This is a genomic window from Nostoc sp. CmiVER01 (genome assembly GCF_034531135.2).
In the GTDB taxonomy this organism is placed as follows: domain Bacteria; phylum Cyanobacteriota; class Cyanobacteriia; order Cyanobacteriales; family Nostocaceae; genus Nostoc.
In genome coordinates, this window is the sequence record NZ_JAVRBU020000033.1 from 17136 (window position 1) to 34684 (window position 17549).

The window sequence follows — 17549 nt, forward strand, 5'->3', positions numbered from 1 at the left end:
AATTCCATACCCAAGGGTTGTAAATTAAAAAGCTGATTTCCCTTGTAACGGAAACCCGTGGCTACAACCCGACTGTAACTTTTACGCTAACCGCAGATAAGGACACTTTTGCAAGAATGTAGTTGCCTTATTGTGGGCATCTAGGTTATGAGTATGTGCTGGTGTAGGTCGAATAATGCCATCAAACAGGTCATCTAACCCATAGGGAGTAAAAAATTGCCATTGCCCTTGTGCATCTAGTCGCACTCCTACAGCAGTAGCAGTATGCAGCCAATCTGTAATGCCATCCTCCGTACTGGTGTAGGGTCTGCGACCAAGCCGCCAACGAGCAAAACTAGCTTGATTTTTTACATCAAACTGTTCTTGAGGAAATTGTTCTGTGAGAGTTGCCTTTGCTGCTAGTTCTTGAGAACGGTTTCCCTCTATATCAAAGAATGCAATATCAAAATCTTTAATATTTAATTTACACTCATTGCCAAAAATTGAAGACCAAACGGTGTTTCGGACTGCACCCCCGGCTAACCACCAGTTAGGTAAATTTAGTTGAGCGATCGCTCTTAATACTGTATCAATAGGTGTATCATTTAAAATCATCTGTAGACGAGTGTTACTATTCATATCAAATTCCTGGGATGATCAACTAGAAGGTGAAAATATTATTATTCATATCTCATTAAGCTTACGGTCTTAATGGACATACTCTGATACTTGGCAGGTCAAGGTTTATTAGGGTAACTGCTGAAGTCATAGTATAGAGAATAGGATTTTACGGAAGGTTAAATTGTGAATTTATAACTTTTATTTATGGAAGATTTATTTGCGCGGCTAGAACGCACATTCAATCCTGAACTGCCTTCCCTAACAGAGTTACAACAACAACTTCTACAAGAACTCAACATTGATGAAAATCAACCTGGTACGATTCTGCATGACTTTCAAATCCTGATAGATTTCTTGCAACCAAATGGAGTGGAAGTTAGTAGTATTAATAACCTTTTACCACTGAAAGTATTATCAGAAGTTAACTCTCGGTTAAGTCACTCAATCGAAACTAAACTTAAACGTCCTGTCCAGAAATCATACCCCTACATTAATGGACTATATCTGTTATTACGCAGTTCTGGGATAGCTCAAATTAGATCCCAAGGTAAGAAACAAATTTTAGTATTAGACACAGCTACGTTGGAATCATGGTCAAATCTTAACCTAACAGAACGCTATTTCAACTTATTAGAAGCCTGGTTGATTTGGGGAAATAACGAAATTTTGGGTGAGCATCAAGACTCATTCGGGAATTTATTTAGATGTATTCAACTTTGGCCCCGTGTCCCAGATAAAGGGTTAAAATTTCCTAAATATGAAGATCAACAGAATATTAGTTATTACCCTGGTTTGCATAACGTTGCTCTGTTAGAATTATTTGGATTGTTATCTATCAAGCAAGGAAAACCGCAAGAAGGTAAGGGGTGGCGTATTACCAGTTTACAACGCTTACCCTTTGGCGATGCTCTGTTACAATTATTATTTCCATTAGGTATACGAGGAGAATTACAGGATGATGTAAATGTGAATTTTGGAAAATTGCAGTCACATTTACAACCATTTTTTCCAGAATGGGAGCATAACTTATTTGTTCCACAGCAAGGATTCACCGATGGAATTTATATTTTTAAAGTGTCTATTTCTCAGGCTTGGAGACGTATTGCTATACCAGCAAAAAAAACATTAAGCTGGCTAGCGGAAACAATTCTTGATGCTTTTGATTTTGATTACGACCATTTATATGAGTTTAGTTATAAAGATCGTTTTGGTCGTGCAATTAAAATAGGTCATCCCTACATTGAAACACCTCCGTTTGCTGACCAAATGCAGATTGGTGATTTATCTCTAGAACCAGGTGCTAAAATGACCTATCTTTATGATTTTGGTGATAACTGGAAATTTGATGTGCAGTTAGAAGCAATTAATCAGCCTGACAATAAAATCAAAAAGCCAAAGATTTTAGAAGTTCATGGAAATGCACCTCAACAATATTGGAGTGAGGATGATGAATCAGATCAATATGAAGATTGAGTGGGCTTTAGAGAGACGCGGAGAATGAAAATGTCACTTTGTAACTGTGTTTTTTGTTTGTATCTGTTACAACCAGCTTTAAGATTAAGATAGCTTTAGTTTCAATGAAGCTACACAAATTGTAAGGAGATAAAACCTGTGAGTCTTCCATATACTGGAGGTTGTCAATGTGGACAGATTCGTTATGAAATTCACGCCCAACCGTTAACTCTTTACCTATGTCACTGCAAGGAGTGTCAAAAACAATCGTCTAGTGCCTTTGGTATGTCTCTTACAGTACTACGAGATGCAGTTATGATTGTTCAGGGTAAACCGAAAGCTTGGACTCGGAAAAATGATAGTGGACGTGAAGTAAAGAACCTGTTCTGTGGCGACTGCGGAACGCGATTGTTCCATGAACGGACTTACAATACAAATACTATCAATGTCAAAGCTGGAACTTTAGATGATACAAGTTGGTTACGCCCGGTGGGCAATATTTGGACACGCAGCGCCCAGTCATGGGTGATAATTTCAGACCAATTGCTCAACTATGACGGGCAACCAGAGGACACACAGCCTTTATGGGAAAAATGGAAACAACAACATCCATAAATGCACAATTCTCGATTTTAGAAAATATACCCGACACTTAAACCAATGCCCTTAGTTAGTAGTCTAATTAATGACTTTACCAAAGGTGATAATGATAAATTTTACTGGTAAAGTACTTTAATGAACATATTAAATTTTTTTAAAACAGTAATAGTAAACTAAAATTATAAGTTCATCTTGTATATGATATGTATTCCTATACTCCTCTACGAATCATGTTAATAGATCTAACACACTATTAACATTTCACATGAAAACTTACTGGACATTTCCCATCAAGTGATTCAAGTAAAATTGGATAAGTCTAATTTATTACTCACCGGGCACAGGTGCGGCTACACAGTCAAAACCCACCTCCGTGGGTTAAAATCATTGATTTTCTCTTAGTTCACGAGAGTGGGCTTAGTTTGTGTAGTAGCGAATTCTATTCGCCTAAAACTTTTCAAACAACCTCTAAGACGATTTTGCTCTATTCTCGAAACTTTTAACAGTTATTTGCACATAAAATTGATGAAAAACGATACACCAGAAGAATTAAACCCAGACAAAGAGATTGGACGCTTGATTGATGAAGTCATGTCTTCGTCTCTGACTGATGAACAGTACCGCAAAAAGATGCAGCGACGCAAAGAAGTGCAGGATAAACGCATAGCACAAGCTGTACCTGAAAAAGGATTAATTATTGTAAATACTGGTAATGGTAAAGGTAAAACCACTGCGGCTTTAGGGATGGTGTTACGATCGCTAGGTCACGGGTATAAAGTAGCGATCATCCAATTTATTAAAGGTAGCTGGGAACCTTCAGAAAAAAGGGTTTTCAGTAATTGGGAAGATCAGTTAGAATTTCACGCAATGGGCGAAGGCTTTACCTGGGAAACTCAAGACCGCGATCGCGATCTCGATAAAGCTAGCGCCGCTTGGCAAAAATCATTAGAATATATTCGCAACCCAGACTTCCACATGGTGTTGTTAGATGAAATCAATATTGCGCTTAAAATGTCTTACTTAGAAGTAGACGATGTTTTAGCAGGTTTGGCGCAAAAACCAGCTGATAAACACGTTATTCTTACAGGTAGAGGCGCACCGGCTGCAATAATAGAGCGTGCTGACCTCGTAACTGAAATGACCCTAATTAAGCACCCTTTCCGCGATCAAGGTGTTAAGGCGCAACCAGGAATTGAGTATTAAATTGAAGATTACTTACACATTTGCAATGTGCGGCGATCGCTAGCAGTGATAGAACTTAAATGATAAAAGTCTTGCAGAGCCAGCGAGTAAGGATAACTGCTGAACTCATCTTCACTCACTTGAGGCAGTCGATTGCTTGAAGCTACCTGATTCGACTGAGTAGTACTGGCTTCATTTGACGAACTATTAACCGTCATCGCCAATTCTCCTGATGGGTTGAGTGTACCCTGAAAACAATTAAACTCTGAGTGGGGCATAAACAATGCACCCGTTACCTTATTCTGCTGCTTTTGAAATATGATGTAACCTTGACCAAGCTGGTTTGATTTTGGGGATTGACCATAGAGGTAAATCCCATCTTTTACAGGAAAATCCGCTTTTGGTAAAACTCCCGCGTCTTTTGTAGCTCCTTGAGAATTTGGAACCAACGCTGTGGTTGTAGGTAATGTTTTTCCGCTCTTATGGCCAAAAAACCCTCTATCTCCAGAAGCCGCATTGAGTTTACTTCTCTGCTCTTGAAATCTTCTTAGCTGAGACAAAAGAGAGTTTTCGCTGGTTTTCTGAATTTGAGCTGATGATAATGAAGAATTTGTAAATGGTACTACTTGAGTCTGCTTGGCTATAAAGCCCAAACCGAGAAGTAAGCCTAAGCCTGCGAGGGAAATTCCCCATTGACGGGGAGATAAGAACTGATGAAGGTTATTAAGCACCCTACTTCTCCTGTTAAAAAACGAACTAATTTTTTATAATTTACTTACATTATCACTAAGTCTTAATTATCAAAGACCTTGTTTACAACTTATATTACTATTGTCCAAAAAAGAAAACTGTCAAAAACTAAAGTTTTTAGTTAAAAAAGCTCAACAACCTTAGATTACCATCACTTAGAGTATTTATTCTTCATCCAATAGATTCATCCCATTGGGTGAGGTTAATCACAAATTAAAGGTTCTCAATTAACATTTAATTTTTTAACATCTTGCCTTTGAGATTTTTCAGGTAATAAAAATGCTGATTTCATCGGTCTTTCAGCAAGTTTAGCCCTTGCTGCTATGATATTTTCCCAAGTATAGCCAATTTCTGCGTAGGCGTAGCCCGCCGTAGGCATCGCTCCCTTGTCGCTTTCATAGAAAAGGATTGCCCCTTAGCTGAGTACTGACTTTTGATGATAACTTTTTTACTCGATTATAAGTAATAGTCCTACAGTCAAAGTAATTCTGGCACTTGCAGGTAGTTACGTAGATTGAGAAAGACTGCGCCTAGACGTAAAAGTGCGTCAGATTGAAAAAGGGTTGCAATGGTGTAAATATTGTGACCAAATTAAGTTGCAATTTTGATATGTTGTGGGGGTTTGGATAAAATTATCCCTCTATCCAGAAACGATCAGTTTGGATTTCCATCTGTGGGGAAATGGGTGATAATTAACTGTGGTGGAGGTTAATTATATTTACCCTATTCTATGACTGAAGATTTACTCAAGTCGTTTCAACAAGCTTATCGTAATTTGGAACTGTTACCCTTAATTGAAGAGAATGATTTACGAAGGTTTCGGGTAGAGTATGGCGAAGATACCATTGATGAATTGATACAGTTGATTGAAGATAGTCCTAATTCAGATGGTAAGGTTGTTTTCACGGGGCATCGGGGATGTGGTAAGTCTACTTTGTTAGCGGAATTTAGCCGGAGAATAGAAGATAAATATTTTGTTGTTTTATTTTCTATTGCTGACACTATAGAAATGTCTGACGTAAACCATATTAATGTCCTATTTTCTATTGCTGTTAATTTAATGCTGGAAGCAGAGGCGCGTCAAATTGATATTCCTGCTTCTACTAAAAATGCCATTGATAAATGGTTTGCTACCCGCGTCCGCACGGAAGAAACCAATATTGAAAGGGAAGCTTCTAAAGATTTTAATATCTTGAAAATATTTAGTGTAAAATTAAAAGTTGACTCAAAAATACGTTATGAACTAAAACAAGAATTTGAGCGTAAAATTTCTGAGTTAATCGCTCAATTAAATATTATCGCCGCAGCAATTCAAGCAGTTACCAAAAAACAAATATTAGTAATTCTTGATGATTTAGATAAACTTGATTTAGCAGTAGTCAATAATCTGTTTAAAGATAATATTAAAGCCCTTTGCTTACCTGGATTTCGGATTATTTATACTATCCCGATTGCGGCTTTGAGAGAAAAAGAACTCAAACCAACTATTGAAAACGAAACTAACGATCAAGTTGTGGCAATGCCTGTTTTAAAGTTATTTAAAAAAGGAGAGAGTCATTTAGCAAATGCTACACCATTTCCAAAAACTTTGAATATTCTTTGTGAAATATTGACTAAACGAATCTCAAATAATTTACTCGAATCATCAACAGCAGAAAAAATAGTTTTAAATAGTGGTGGCGTGTTGCGGGAATTAATTCGCATTTCTAATGAATGTTGTCGGATTTGTCTGCGGTTAATTCGCCGGAAGCCAGAAGATACAGTAATAATTAATGATGAAATTTTAGAGCAAGCAATTAATAATATCCGCAATGATTTTGCTATGCCTTTAGGTAGTGTAGATTACCGAATCTTGCAAACAACTTATAATAATTTCAAGCCAGAAGACCCGAAACAGCAAGAATTTCTCGATTTATTACATGGGCTTTATGTACTTGAATATCGCAATCGTCAAAATTGGTATGATGTTCATCCTATTATTGTTGAATTGTTGCGTGAGGAGGGGTTAATTGATGACAGTCAATAATCACAATAAAAATATTAACCCCGATCAAAAAAATCAAGATGCTTTTGATGATTTAATTGTCTCCATTGAAGCGGGAGAAGGTAAATTTAATTTACTTATTGGTGTTTGTGATAATGCTGATTTTCGGAATCAAATAATTGACCGCTATGAAACAGAATTAAAACCTCATTTTTGTACTTATACTGTTACAATAGACGAAAAAGAACCTAATTTAAAAGCCGCTATTCAACAACTCTTAGAAAAGGAAGAATGTCTACAACATTTTCAACCAGCAGTGATAACTGTTACGGGTGCAGAAAAGTTGCTTTTTCTTAGGCTGGGGGAAGAACAATCACCACAAGAAAAGTTCTTTGGTTATTTGCAGTGGACAAGGGAAGGTTTGGGGAAATTTCCCTTTGCGATCGTCCTGTGGGTAACGCATCAAGTGATGATTAATTTAATGAAAAAAGCGCCGGATTTTTGGAGTTGGCGTAATGGAGTATTTCGGTTTGTTTCCCATGCTAAAAATGTGATTTCTGCGAAAGAGGTTGAGGCGATACGTTTTGCGTTAACAAGTACGGAGTTAGAAAATTTTAATAGTGATAATGACTATTTTTTACCAATTGAAGATTTACAAAGATTAATTCAGCAAATAGAACAGCAAAGCGAAATTAAAGACGCGAAATTAGCAAGTTTGTATGTTACATTGACGAATATTTACAAACAAAGATTAAATAGAGGTGAAGCCCAGGACTATCAACAAGAATTAGATTTAGCAATTAAGTATATTTATAAAGCGCTGGAATTGCAAAAAGAATTAGGGTTAGAGGAAGATGTTGCCACTAGTTACAATAACCTGGCTTCCCTCTACGAATCCCAAGGCAGATACAACGAAGCCGAACCCCTTTTCATCCAAGCTTTGGCACTCAGACGTCAACTGCTTGGAGATGAACATCCAGATGTCGCCACTAGCCTCAACAACCTAGCGTTACTCTACGCCTCCCAAGGCAGATACAGCGAAGCCGAACCCCTTTACATCCAAGTTTTGGCACTTTTGCGTCAACTGCTCGGAGATGAACATCCAGATGTCGCCACTAGCCTCAACAACCTAGCTTCTCTCTATGATTCCCAAGGCAGATACAGCGAAGCCGAACTCCTTTACATCCAAGCTTTGGCACTCAGGCGTCAACTGCTCGGAGATGAACATCCATCTGTCGCTACTAGCCTCAACAACCTAGCGTTACTCTACGCCTCCCAAGGCAGAGACAGCGAAGCCGAACCCCTTTACATCCGAGCATTGGCACTTTTGCGTCAACTGCTCGGAGATGAACATCCATCTGTCGCCACTAGCCTCAACAACCTAGCTTCTCTCTATAATTCCCAAGGCAGATACAGCGAAGCCGAACTCCTTTACATCCAAGCTTTGGCACTTTTGCGTCAACTGCTCGGAGATGAACATCCAGATGTCGCCACTAGCCTCAACAACCTAGCGTATTTCTACGACTCCCAAGGCAGATACAGCGAAGCCGAACCCCTTTTCATCCAAGCTTTAGCACTCAGGCGTCAACTGCTCGGAGATGAACATCCAGATGTTGCCCAAAGCCTCAACAACCTAGCGGGACTCTACGACTCCCAAGGACGGTACTTGGAAGCAGAACCACTGTATCAAAAGGCTTTGCAAATTGCTGAACTGAGTTTAGGGGTAAATCATCCCAACACAATTACTATCCGTGAAAATTTGAAATTATTGCGCGATCGCGCTTAAAGGATATTTATAATTTTGAGTAGGTTTAGATTTTGCAGCGTGTTGTTACTCCTCATCAAAAAGTGCATCTAAATTTCGATAACCGCTAACTATCCGTAAAATTTCAATCCCGCCTGCGATCGCACGATAGAAAATTAGATAATCATCTACAGGAAAGCTACGTAACAAAGGTAAAAGTTCATTACGCTTGCGTCCCATATTAGGAAAATTTGCTAAATTACTGCACTTTTCGTTAATTTTCTTGAGCAAACGCTCCGCAGCATCAAAACTACTGTTGTCAGCAACATAATCAATAATGCTTTCAATATCCCGACTTGCAGGAGCAGTAAATCTACAAATATTGCTCATTCACCAGTCTGCTGACGACGCTGCTGTAGCTTCTGTTCTAGTTGATGAAAAACCGTTTCTCCGTCAATAACTTCCCCACGTTCCGAAGCTTCTACCCCAACCATGATTTCTCGTCGCAATTCATCAAATCTACCCTTATAAATAGATTCAGTTTCCTCCAGCAGTTTAATACCCGCAACAATCACTTCCTCTGTGGAGGCATACTTACCACTGGCAACTTGACTTTGGATAAATTGCTCTAATTCTGGAGTAAAGGAAATATTCATATATACTATTTACCATAGTATGTGCCTTTATGCTCCTATTTTAGAGTCTTGCCGGATTTTGGTAATTTAATGATGGGCTTACATCCGGTGACAATGCGATCGCATTCGACCTAGTGTAATTGGGTTATCAGCATAAAAAAATAGCCCCCTGAATTCAGGAGGCGCATCACCAAGGTGGTGGAAAGACGCGGCATTTCGCGTCTCTCATTTTAACTAGCAACGTATTCTTTAACATTGGCACGACGGCGACGCAGATGAGCCAAAGCTTGATGCTCTAACTGACGGACGCGTTCACGGCTGAGATTCAATCTCTCACCCACTTTCGCCAATGACATTTCGTTACCATCTTCTAAACCAAAGCGCAGGGCTAAAACTTGTCGCTGTTGCGGGGTTAGTTCTGCTAGCAGGTTGTTCAAGTCTTGGCGTAAGAATTCCTGGTTGGTGTAATACTCTGGTGATGGGCCATCATCTTCGAGCATTTCTTGCAACTCAGTATCCTGGTTATCGCCAACTTTAACATCCAAAGAGACTGGTTGACGCGCCATGTTCAGGTACTCGCGGATCTGAGCAGGTTCTATTTCCAGTTCTTTGGCAATTTCGGCTGGAGTAGGCGATCGCCCCAAAGTTTGAGCTAATTCGCGCTGCACTTTCTTGATTTTATTCAGTTTTTCGGTAATGTGGATTGGTAAGCGGATGGTACGACCTTGTTGAGCGATCGCACGGGTAATTGCTTGGCGAATCCACCAGTAAGCGTAAGTTGAGAACTTATAACCCCTCATTGGGTCAAATTTCTCTACACCTCTCTCTAATCCTAGTGTTCCTTCCTGGATTAAATCCAGAAACTCCATATTCCGCTTTTGGTACTTTTTAGCAATAGCAACAACCAAGCGCAAATTCGCTTCGATCATTTTTTGCTTCGCCCGCTTACCTTGCGCCACCGTTTGTTGGATCTCGGTTTCCGATTGTTGAACGTGGTCAGCCCATTCTGACATATCCGGTTCGCGGTGCAGTTTCTTCGCCAAAGCTTCTTTAGCGTCAATGAACTTCATCATTTGTTGCACCTGCTTCCCATATACAATCTCTTGTTCACGGGTTAGCAGTGGTACACGACCAATTTCTCGCAGATAGGTTCGCACCATATCAGCCGTAAATTTGGTATTGAGGTTTTCCGTTTGGGTGTTGACAGTAGGCATTGATGTGTTATCCTCTACTCCGTAAACACAATGTATTTTTTCTTACTAAAATCGATGGAGAAAGGTAGTACATCTATCACGAAATATCGGGAGCTATCAAAAGGAATTATCAATTGACCTAGCCGTTGTTGAGACGTAAACTCCCAATGATAGGTTTCCCTACCTTCCCTAAATTTTCAATCTCTTAAATTTTCAATTTCTATATAAGCACGTTGGTTGTTTTGGAGAATTCTTCTTTTAGGCAGTTGCTAATAGCAACTGGAAATCCGAAGTCGGTATGAGTTCCATTTACTTTATAGTACGATAAATCAGGCAAATAGTAAAGTATTTTAAGATAAAATCTTTAATTATAATTCAAAATTGCCGATTTGCCAAAAAAAAATAAACTTCCTTGAAATTACTGACTATATCTATAGTGACGCTAAAAACCTCTCTTCTGTTGCCCAAAACTAGCCGGATAACCGAACTTAATTTCTTGCGATAATGGAGGGATGTTACGAATTGGGCATGGGGCATTGGACATAGGGCATTGGGAAAATAACAAATGACCAATGACTATCTAGAATCCCAGGTCAGCCTTGGCTAGTTCAGCAGCAGCAAATACTTCTGCGTCAGGTTTTTCTTCCCAGGCTGGTTCACCAATTTCTTCGTAAAAAGTTGCGTCGTAAGGACGGGTACGTACTACTACTGGCATAGGAACAGCATGACCCAAAATTAAAGCTTGTTGCTTAGAGTCTAACTTTGCCAATACCGATCGCAGTCCGCCACCACCAGATACACCCGTAAAAATCGCGTCAATGTCTTTTTCATCATTAAGCAAAGCGGTAATCCGAGTCCCAATCTGGGACATGACTTCATTATCAATACCCGATGGACGTTGATCAACTACCAAAAGTGTGACGAAATACTTTCGCAGTTCCCTAGCGATAGTCCCAAAGATAGTACTTTGTACGATAGCCGGGTCAAGGAAACGGTGCGCCTCTTCAATAGTAATCATCAATGGCGTGGGGCGATCGTTCGGGTTCTTGCTTTGCAGGAATTTATCTGCCTTTTTGACGTAATGCTCGTGGATACGTCGGGTGATCATATTCGTCACCAACATATAAGAGAGCATATTAGACTGGGAACCAAATTCTATCACAACATTCTTCCCAGCTTCCAGACACTGAACAATTTTACTAATGTAATTTTGGGGGCAAACTGCTCGCATATACTTCAAGCTATCCATCCGCAAGAGTTTGCGCTGCAATGCCATAATCGAGCCTTTGTGTCCGCGCTTCTCCTCGCAGAACATCTCGATTTCTTCGTTAGTCATGTTCAGCAACTGGACAATCCAAGACTTGCCAAACTCGCTATACAGAATATTGGCATTATCCAAAGCTGCGTCAGAGAGTCCTAAATCTCGGCTACATAACTTAATATCTTCAACTTCAATTTGCTCATAACTCAAATAGAGTTCTTGAGCATCACGCACACCCCGGCGCTTTGTCGATTCTGGGTCGAGGGTGTAAACTTCTACCTTGCTAGGAAATAATTGTTTTAAACCTTTAACTGTATTTACGTTCTTCCCTTCTGCGACGGCTTCCCAGCCATACTCAGAGTGCATATCAAAAATCAAGTTTACTGCTGCACTTTTACGGATAACGCCAGCTAAAAGTAACCGTGTTAGGAAGGATTTACCAGTACCAGATTTTCCAAAAACCCCATTACTCCGTTCCACGAAGCGGTTTAAATCGATGCAAACGGGCACATCCATATCTAAAGGTTTACCGATGGAAAAATTACGCCTTTGGGGGTCATCTTCCCAACCAAACACCCGGCGAAAATCGTCAACACTTGCATCGTAAACTTGGCTAAAGTGGCTAGGAATAGTTTTAACAGGCAACAATTCCATTGTAGTGCTGGTTTGTGGCACAAATGAAGCCAAACCTGTCACCGATGGGAGAAAGGGATTTGTCGTGCCATTTGTTGGAGAGAAAGATTCTTCCGATTCGGGAGTGAACATCAACATCGGTGCGAGGTTGATAGTACCATAAGTACCACTTCCGGCTAAAACATCTCGTAAAAAGGTGTCTTCCCAATTAGGGGGATTAGCAATAATTCGGGCATTAGCAGCCCCCAATGCTACATCTGTCAGCATACAAAAAAAGCGCGATCGCATCCCTTGCACAACAAGAAATTTACCCACCCGCATATCTTCTACAGAAATGTCAGGATGCAATCGTACTTCTAAGCCTTCAGTTAGAGAACCTTGAATGACCGAACCTAATGGCTGTGCTGAATTCATCTGATTAGTCATTTGTCATTTGTCATTAGTCATTAGTTATTTTCCCCCATGCCCAATGCCCAATGACGGCAGTTGCTCCACTTGGGGAGACCCCAAGACCGCACTGCCTCCCCAATGCCCATTACCTAGTCAATCTGAATCGAAGTTGGCGCACTTCCCGTTGGTGGAGTGGTACTGATTAATGGTTTGCGGAATTGGGCGTAAAGGCGATCGCGCCAGGTAAAGAATGGTTCATAATCTATATTCTCGGAAAAGATTGGTAATCCTTTACCTCTAATAGAAGCTGGTAAATCCAGATAGGGGCCAGGGGGGAACTTGAGCAATATTGATAAACCAGCTACTGCCAAGTCAGCTAAAGTCGGCTCATCTCCTGTTAAATAAGGACTATCTGCCAATAATAACGTTAGCGCTTCCAAGTCTTGTTTTAAAGATGCGATCGCTGACTTTATCACATCTGGACTATAACCTACCCCAAAACCCAATACTGACAGGAAGTCAGTGGGTACTCCTTCAACCAGACTTTTAAATATATCTGGTGTTGAGGTAGGTAATAAAGACTTGCGGAAATTTTGGTCTTGACTTATGGCTGCAAATAGTGCTTTACGACCTTTGATGCCTATAGACTCATCCGCCCATTCTTCTATTAATAAAGTTAAACCCCGTTTTTTGGGATCTTGCGGTATTATTGGGCGATCGGGATACTCTAAGTCTAAATACTTAGCTATTTCCGTAGAATCCGCAATATATCTATTACGATCCTTTAATACCGGGACTTGTTTCTGACCAGTCAGCCGGAATAGTTCTACCTGTCCAATCCCAGGCGTAACCTCTATTTTGCGGTAATCTAGTCCTTTAAAATCTAGAATTAGGCGCACTTTCTCTGAGTATTGAGATAGTTCCCATTGGTATAATTCCAGCATGTTGTATACCTTATAACTGGTCAACTTCTTAACTTTACAATTGTATCTTTAGTTAAAGTAATTTTTCTTTACATTATTTACTTTTTGGCTATCTAATTGAGATTTTGGTTGAACTTATGCCTGATTTTTAGCAAAATCATCGAATTAAAAAGCATTATTTTCTGATTAAAATATTAAATAATTAAATTTAGCATACATAGATAAATTTAACCGCTCAGTTGTAGGTCTTCAGCAGTTACTTTAATTTTTGCCACTGTTTAGACTAAGTTAGATATCTAGGTAATTAATTTCTGTGCTTTTGTTGAATAATCAATGTTTAATTCAGAGATATCCCCTTATTACTTATGGGGTTCAGTACTTTTTAATCACCTATTTTCTTGCGTGTAATTGTATATAATTTTACTTTTAATTAAATAAAAACACTGGTGCTAACTTATTTTAACTCATACCTTGTAGATGTGAGATTTTCATACTTTCTGAAAGTTCACTCTACAGCTAGGAGGCTTTTTAACTCTTTTTGATATAAGGGAAAAAATATACTCATCATATAAAATATATGCTAAATATATTTCATAATTCTTAGCGCAAGCCGAGTTTGATATTTTACCTGATCGGCACAAACTCTTCTGAGACAAAATTTTTCTTCGCTCTTAGGTTAGATTTTGTGTATAGCAAAATGTTATAAATCTTTATGTAATGTGTGAACAAAAAAACAAACAAAATTTATGAAGATAAATTACAGCAAATTGCTGATCGCGTTGGCAGGTATAGCAGGATTTAGTAGTTTCAGCCTGGTTATTACTTTACCATCTGAAGCTAAAGAAGCACTAAATCCTAACCCCAGTATTTTTAATGAAGCTCCCTATAACAAGGGTCAACGTCTTCAAGTCAACACTCAATACACACCTGTTGAAGCTGCTTCCGAAATAGAAAAGGGCAATACCAAACGTAAGCAAGTAGCACAGAAAGGTAGTGTAACAAATCCTAAACCAAGTATTTTTAACGAGCCACCCTATAATCGTGGTGGTGGTAGTGTTACACCTGGTGAAGTTCCACCCCGCCCCCTACCTCCTACCCCAGGAACTCAACCCTCTCAAACACCTGCTCCAACTCCATCAGCACCAGGAGCAAGCGGCAATCAAGGTAAAAACTTGTTAGGTTTGGCAGAGTCAAACGCTTCCTTTACAACCTTAACTAAGGCTTTGAAAGCAGCAGGGTTGACTGGAACTTTGCAAGGCAAAGATAACTTTACCATTTTTGCGCCTACTGATGCAGCTTTTGCTAAGTTGCCACAAGATGCTTTGCAAGAATTGTTAAAACCAGCTAACAAAGAAGTATTGATCAAGATTTTAACTTACCATGTAGTACCTGGTAAGGTATTGTCCACCGATTTGAAATCTGGTGAAGTTAAAAGCCTTGAAGGTGGCGCAATCAACGTTAAAGTTGATCCTACCACCGGTGTAACTGTCAATGATGCTAAAGTGACACAGGCAGATATCACAGGCACTAATGGTGTAATCCACGCAATCGATCAGGTAATTTTGCCTCCTGACTTGTAGTTTTGAGATATCAGTACAACTAGAGCAGATTAGTGGTCTGTCCCATTAATTTTGCGGGATTGTAGAGACGCGAAATTTCGCGTCTCTACAGGGTTTTGGTAACAAATAAACTAATAATCAGAACTTATGGTACAGACCATTGGTAGTCTGTCAAGCGAGTTTTGAGGGTTTGTAGTAAGCACTTTAGTGCTTAAAAAACAAGGACTAAAATCTTTACTACAAACTTATTTACCCCTCAATTACAAAACTGACAGACTACGCACCTTTAGTTCGCAAGGCTAGACATTACATCCCGTGCAACTGCTAAAGTCTGCTCAATGTCTTCTTCAGTGTGAGCAAAAGATGTAAACCCAGCTTCAAATTGAGAAGGTGCTAAGTAAACACCACGCTCTAACATCCCCCGATGGAAACGTCCAAATTTGGCTGTATCAGAGTTTTTGGCATCTTCGTAGTTATGAACTGGGCCAGAGGTAAAGAATAAGCCAAACATGGCGCTGATTTGACCACCGCAAGCCGCATGACCAGTTTCTTTGGCAATTTGCAGTAAACCATCTGCTAACTTCTTAGTAATCCGCTCAAGATACTCGTAAGTACCTGGCTTTTGCAGCAATTCTAAAGTCTTAATACCAGCAGTCATCGCCAAAGGATTACCAGAAAGAGTGCCAGCTTGATATACGGGGCCGGCGGGGGCAACCATTGACATAATATCTCGGCGACCGCCATAAGCTCCTACTGGCAACCCACCACCAATTACTTTACCCAAAGTCGTTAAGTCGGGAGTAACACCAAATTTTTCCTGAGCGCCACCGTAAGCAATACGGAAGCCTGTCATCACTTCGTCAAATACCAATAATGCTCCATGTTCGTGAGTCAGTTCTCGTAATCCTTCTAGGAAGCCAGCGTCAGGTGCAATAAATCCAGCATTACCGACAACTGGCTCAAGAATTACACCAGCAATCTCGTCACGGTTTTCTTTAAACAAGGCTTTGACGGATTCTAAGTCATTAAAAGGCGCAGTGAGAGTGGTGCTAGTTGCCGATTTTGGAACTCCTGGGGAGTCTGGCAAGCCAAGTGTAGCAACACCAGAACCCGCCTTTACTAGAAACGTATCGGCATGTCCGTGATAGCAGCCTTCAAACTTGATGATTTTGTCTCTTTTTGTGAAAGCCCGCATAAGTCGCAAAACTCCCATGCAGGCTTCAGTTCCAGAGTTAACAAATCTAACCATTTCGATGCTAGGAACGGCATCGATAACCATTTCTGCCAAAACATTTTCTAGGACTGAGGGAGCGCCGAAACTCGTGCCTTTTTCTAAAGCTTCATGCAAAGCTGCAATTACTTCTGGATGAGCATGACCGCAAATCGCTGGCCCCCAAGTACCTACATAATCTATATATTGGTTGCCATCTACATCCCAAATATATGCGCCTTTAACACGATCAAAAACGATGGGTTGTCCGCCCACAGACTTAAAGGCACGAACCGGAGAACTGACTCCTCCGGGCATGAGGTTTTGAGCAGCAGCGAAGATTTCTTGTGATTTTGTTGTTTTAATTGTGGTATTTACCAAGGTTCTCTCCTAACAGTGGGCAATAAAAAGCTCTATCTTAGGATAGTTTCAAAAACTACTCAGAATTTCTATCCTATATACATAGCTGAACCAAAAAATAATAATATGTTATACAACTCGAATAAAGATTTACCTCTAGATATTCAAACTCGATTATCTGAAGCATACCAGGATCTTTACCGAGCAGCTTTTAATTCGGCGATCCATTGGTATGGTGAAGCCTCAAAAGCTCACAAAGTCGCTTTGAGTGCTGTAAAGATGCAGTCTGCTATGGAACGGAATGTTCTTGTTTAGAGCTAGATAAAATAGTTCAATTCAAAAAAACATGCCAGTTGCCCTATTGAGAATGGTATCGTGAATCCATGAATTATTCTCATTAGAGCAAACTAGCTGGTATGTCTTCTAACGATTCGCACTCTCTGCATAACGCTATCCCTGTTGAGGAAATTCGCTACGATGAACGGGGTCTAGTACCTGCAATTGTTCAAGATTATTTGGATGGTACTGTCCTGATGATGGCGTGGATGAATCAGGAGTCGTTACAAAAAACTTTAGAAACTGAAGAAACTTGGTTTTGGAGTCGTTCCCGGCAAGAATTGTGGCATAAGGGGGCGACTTCTGGGCATATTCAAAAAGTGCAAAGTATCCGTTATGACTGTGATAGTGATGCGCTGCTCATCGGGGTAGAGCAATTAGGAGATATTGCCTGCCACACTGGAGAACGCAGTTGCTTTCACCAAATAGAAGGAAAAATTGCCCCACCACCAGGAGATACATTGTCGCAATTGTTTCAAATAATATGCGATCGCCGCGATAATCCGACAGAAAGCTCTTACACCTGTAAACTATTCGCAGGTGGTGATAACAAAATATTGAAAAAGATTGGTGAGGAAACCGCCGAGGTGGTAATGGCTTTTAAGGATGATGAAGCAGATGCGATCGCAGGTGAAGTGGCTGATTTGCTGTATCATACTTTGGTCGCCTTAGCTCACCATCAAGTTGATTTAAAATCTGTATATCGCAAGTTGCAAGAACGTCGTCAATGAGAAGGA

17 protein-coding genes are annotated in these 17549 nt (G+C 40.0%); 8 read left to right on the forward strand and 9 right to left on the reverse strand.

The window, feature by feature from the left end; translation table 11 throughout:
* Positions 1-81 precede the first annotated feature (81 nt).
* Positions 82-618: a nucleotidyltransferase family protein gene (locus RMZ43_RS34355; protein ID WP_322653074.1), complete on the reverse strand. Its 537-nt coding sequence runs from the start codon at positions 616-618 to the stop codon at positions 82-84.
* A 186-nt stretch (positions 619-804) separates the two neighbouring features.
* Between RMZ43_RS34355 and RMZ43_RS34360 the strand changes: the two genes are divergently transcribed.
* From RMZ43_RS34360 to cobO, 3 genes are all read left to right on the forward strand, one after another.
* Positions 805-2073 (forward strand): plasmid pRiA4b ORF-3 family protein, encoded by a 1269-nt coding sequence (locus RMZ43_RS34360; protein WP_322653075.1) that lies wholly within the window; start codon positions 805-807, stop codon positions 2071-2073.
* 138 nt (positions 2074-2211) lie between these two features.
* The gene (locus tag RMZ43_RS34365) at positions 2212-2667 is read left to right on the forward strand and encodes a GFA family protein (protein ID WP_322653076.1); all 456 of its coding nucleotides are present in this window, start codon (positions 2212-2214) and stop codon (positions 2665-2667) included.
* 510 nt (positions 2668-3177) lie between these two features.
* Positions 3178-3855 (forward strand): cob(I)yrinic acid a,c-diamide adenosyltransferase, encoded by a 678-nt coding sequence (gene cobO / locus RMZ43_RS34370; RefSeq protein ID WP_322651587.1) that lies wholly within the window; start codon positions 3178-3180, stop codon positions 3853-3855.
* An 8-nt stretch (positions 3856-3863) separates the two neighbouring features.
* On the opposite strand, the gene RMZ43_RS34375 is transcribed toward cobO, so the two are convergent.
* On the reverse strand, positions 3864-4565 hold the full coding sequence (locus RMZ43_RS34375; protein WP_322653077.1) for a hypothetical protein: 702 nt from the start codon (positions 4563-4565) through the stop codon (positions 3864-3866).
* Positions 4566-4807: 242 nt separating this feature from the next.
* Positions 4808-4963: a hypothetical protein gene (locus RMZ43_RS34380; protein WP_322653078.1), complete on the reverse strand. Its 156-nt coding sequence runs from the start codon at positions 4961-4963 to the stop codon at positions 4808-4810.
* Positions 4964-5314: 351 nt separating this feature from the next.
* Between RMZ43_RS34380 and RMZ43_RS34385 the strand changes: the two genes are divergently transcribed.
* Both RMZ43_RS34385 and RMZ43_RS34390 read left to right on the forward strand, forming a co-directional pair.
* Positions 5315-6610, forward strand: coding sequence for an ATP-binding protein (locus RMZ43_RS34385; RefSeq protein ID WP_322653079.1), 1296 nt, complete (start codon positions 5315-5317; stop codon positions 6608-6610).
* Positions 6597-8354, forward strand: a complete 1758-nt coding sequence (locus tag RMZ43_RS34390) for a tetratricopeptide repeat protein (protein WP_322653080.1) — start codon at positions 6597-6599, stop codon at positions 8352-8354. Before RMZ43_RS34385 ends, RMZ43_RS34390 begins: the two co-directional genes overlap by 14 nt.
* A 45-nt stretch (positions 8355-8399) precedes the next feature.
* On the opposite strand, the gene RMZ43_RS34395 is transcribed toward RMZ43_RS34390, so the two are convergent.
* From RMZ43_RS34395 to RMZ43_RS34415, 5 genes are all read right to left on the reverse strand, one after another.
* On the reverse strand, positions 8400-8702 hold the full coding sequence (locus RMZ43_RS34395) for a type II toxin-antitoxin system RelE/ParE family toxin (protein WP_322653081.1): 303 nt from the start codon (positions 8700-8702) through the stop codon (positions 8400-8402).
* Positions 8699-8968: a type II toxin-antitoxin system ParD family antitoxin gene (locus RMZ43_RS34400; protein ID WP_322651581.1), complete on the reverse strand. Its 270-nt coding sequence runs from the start codon at positions 8966-8968 to the stop codon at positions 8699-8701. The genes RMZ43_RS34395 and RMZ43_RS34400 overlap by 4 nt, the downstream gene beginning before the upstream one ends.
* Before the next feature lie 209 nt (positions 8969-9177).
* Complete coding sequence (locus RMZ43_RS34405) at positions 9178-10161, reverse strand: RNA polymerase sigma factor, RpoD/SigA family (protein ID WP_190731209.1); 984 nt, start codon at positions 10159-10161, stop codon at positions 9178-9180.
* A gap of 559 nt (positions 10162-10720) precedes the next feature.
* Entirely contained in the window at positions 10721-12448 is a 1728-nt protein-coding gene (locus tag RMZ43_RS34410; protein WP_322653098.1) for an ATP-binding protein, read from the reverse strand.
* A 125-nt stretch (positions 12449-12573) separates the two neighbouring features.
* A complete protein-coding gene (locus RMZ43_RS34415; protein WP_322651580.1) occupies positions 12574-13368 on the reverse strand; it encodes a glutathione S-transferase family protein in 795 nt (264 codons plus the stop codon).
* A gap of 725 nt (positions 13369-14093) precedes the next feature.
* Here RMZ43_RS34415 and RMZ43_RS34420 point away from each other — a divergent pair.
* Positions 14094-14927: a fasciclin domain-containing protein gene (locus tag RMZ43_RS34420; RefSeq protein ID WP_322653082.1), complete on the forward strand. Its 834-nt coding sequence runs from the start codon at positions 14094-14096 to the stop codon at positions 14925-14927.
* 265 nt (positions 14928-15192) lie between these two features.
* Here RMZ43_RS34420 and hemL read toward each other — a convergent pair whose 3' ends face one another.
* Positions 15193-16497, reverse strand: coding sequence for a glutamate-1-semialdehyde 2,1-aminomutase (gene hemL / locus RMZ43_RS34425; protein ID WP_322651578.1), 1305 nt, complete (start codon positions 16495-16497; stop codon positions 15193-15195).
* 105 nt (positions 16498-16602) lie between these two features.
* On the opposite strand from hemL, the gene RMZ43_RS34430 reads away from it, so the two are divergent.
* Together RMZ43_RS34430 and hisIE are read left to right on the forward strand one after the other, a co-directional pair.
* A complete protein-coding gene (locus RMZ43_RS34430; RefSeq protein WP_100899632.1) occupies positions 16603-16791 on the forward strand; it encodes a ChaB family protein in 189 nt (62 codons plus the stop codon).
* A 101-nt stretch (positions 16792-16892) separates the two neighbouring features.
* Entirely contained in the window at positions 16893-17543 is a 651-nt protein-coding gene (gene hisIE, locus RMZ43_RS34435; RefSeq protein ID WP_152588002.1) for a bifunctional phosphoribosyl-AMP cyclohydrolase/phosphoribosyl-ATP diphosphatase HisIE, read from the forward strand.
* The last annotated feature ends 6 nt before the right edge of the window (positions 17544-17549 follow it).

What these genes read in the sequence shown, in the direction of transcription:
- RMZ43_RS34355 (WP_322653074.1), bottom strand. Translation starts at nt 618, where the DNA reads ATGAATAGTAACACTCGTCTACAGATGATTTTAAATGATACACCTATT.
- RMZ43_RS34360 (WP_322653075.1), top strand. Translation starts at nt 805, where the DNA reads ATGGAAGATTTATTTGCGCGGCTAGAACGCACATTCAATCCTGAACTG.
- cobO (WP_322651587.1), top strand. Translation starts at nt 3,178, where the DNA reads ATGAAAAACGATACACCAGAAGAATTAAACCCAGACAAAGAGATTGGA.
- RMZ43_RS34380 (WP_322653078.1), bottom strand. Translation starts at nt 4,963, where the DNA reads ATGCCTACGGCGGGCTACGCCTACGCAGAAATTGGCTATACTTGGGAA.
- RMZ43_RS34385 (WP_322653079.1), top strand. Translation starts at nt 5,315, where the DNA reads ATGACTGAAGATTTACTCAAGTCGTTTCAACAAGCTTATCGTAATTTG.
- RMZ43_RS34390 (WP_322653080.1), top strand. Translation starts at nt 6,597, where the DNA reads ATGACAGTCAATAATCACAATAAAAATATTAACCCCGATCAAAAAAAT.
- RMZ43_RS34395 (WP_322653081.1), bottom strand. Translation starts at nt 8,702, where the DNA reads ATGAGCAATATTTGTAGATTTACTGCTCCTGCAAGTCGGGATATTGAA.
- RMZ43_RS34400 (WP_322651581.1), bottom strand. Translation starts at nt 8,968, where the DNA reads ATGAATATTTCCTTTACTCCAGAATTAGAGCAATTTATCCAAAGTCAA.
- RMZ43_RS34405 (WP_190731209.1), bottom strand. Translation starts at nt 10,161, where the DNA reads ATGCCTACTGTCAACACCCAAACGGAAAACCTCAATACCAAATTTACG.
- RMZ43_RS34410 (WP_322653098.1), bottom strand. Translation starts at nt 12,448, where the DNA reads ATGAATTCAGCACAGCCATTAGGTTCGGTCATTCAAGGTTCTCTAACT.
- RMZ43_RS34415 (WP_322651580.1), bottom strand. Translation starts at nt 13,368, where the DNA reads ATGCTGGAATTATACCAATGGGAACTATCTCAATACTCAGAGAAAGTG.
- RMZ43_RS34420 (WP_322653082.1), top strand. Translation starts at nt 14,094, where the DNA reads ATGAAGATAAATTACAGCAAATTGCTGATCGCGTTGGCAGGTATAGCA.
- RMZ43_RS34430 (WP_100899632.1), top strand. Translation starts at nt 16,603, where the DNA reads ATGTTATACAACTCGAATAAAGATTTACCTCTAGATATTCAAACTCGA.
- hisIE (WP_152588002.1), top strand. Translation starts at nt 16,893, where the DNA reads ATGTCTTCTAACGATTCGCACTCTCTGCATAACGCTATCCCTGTTGAG.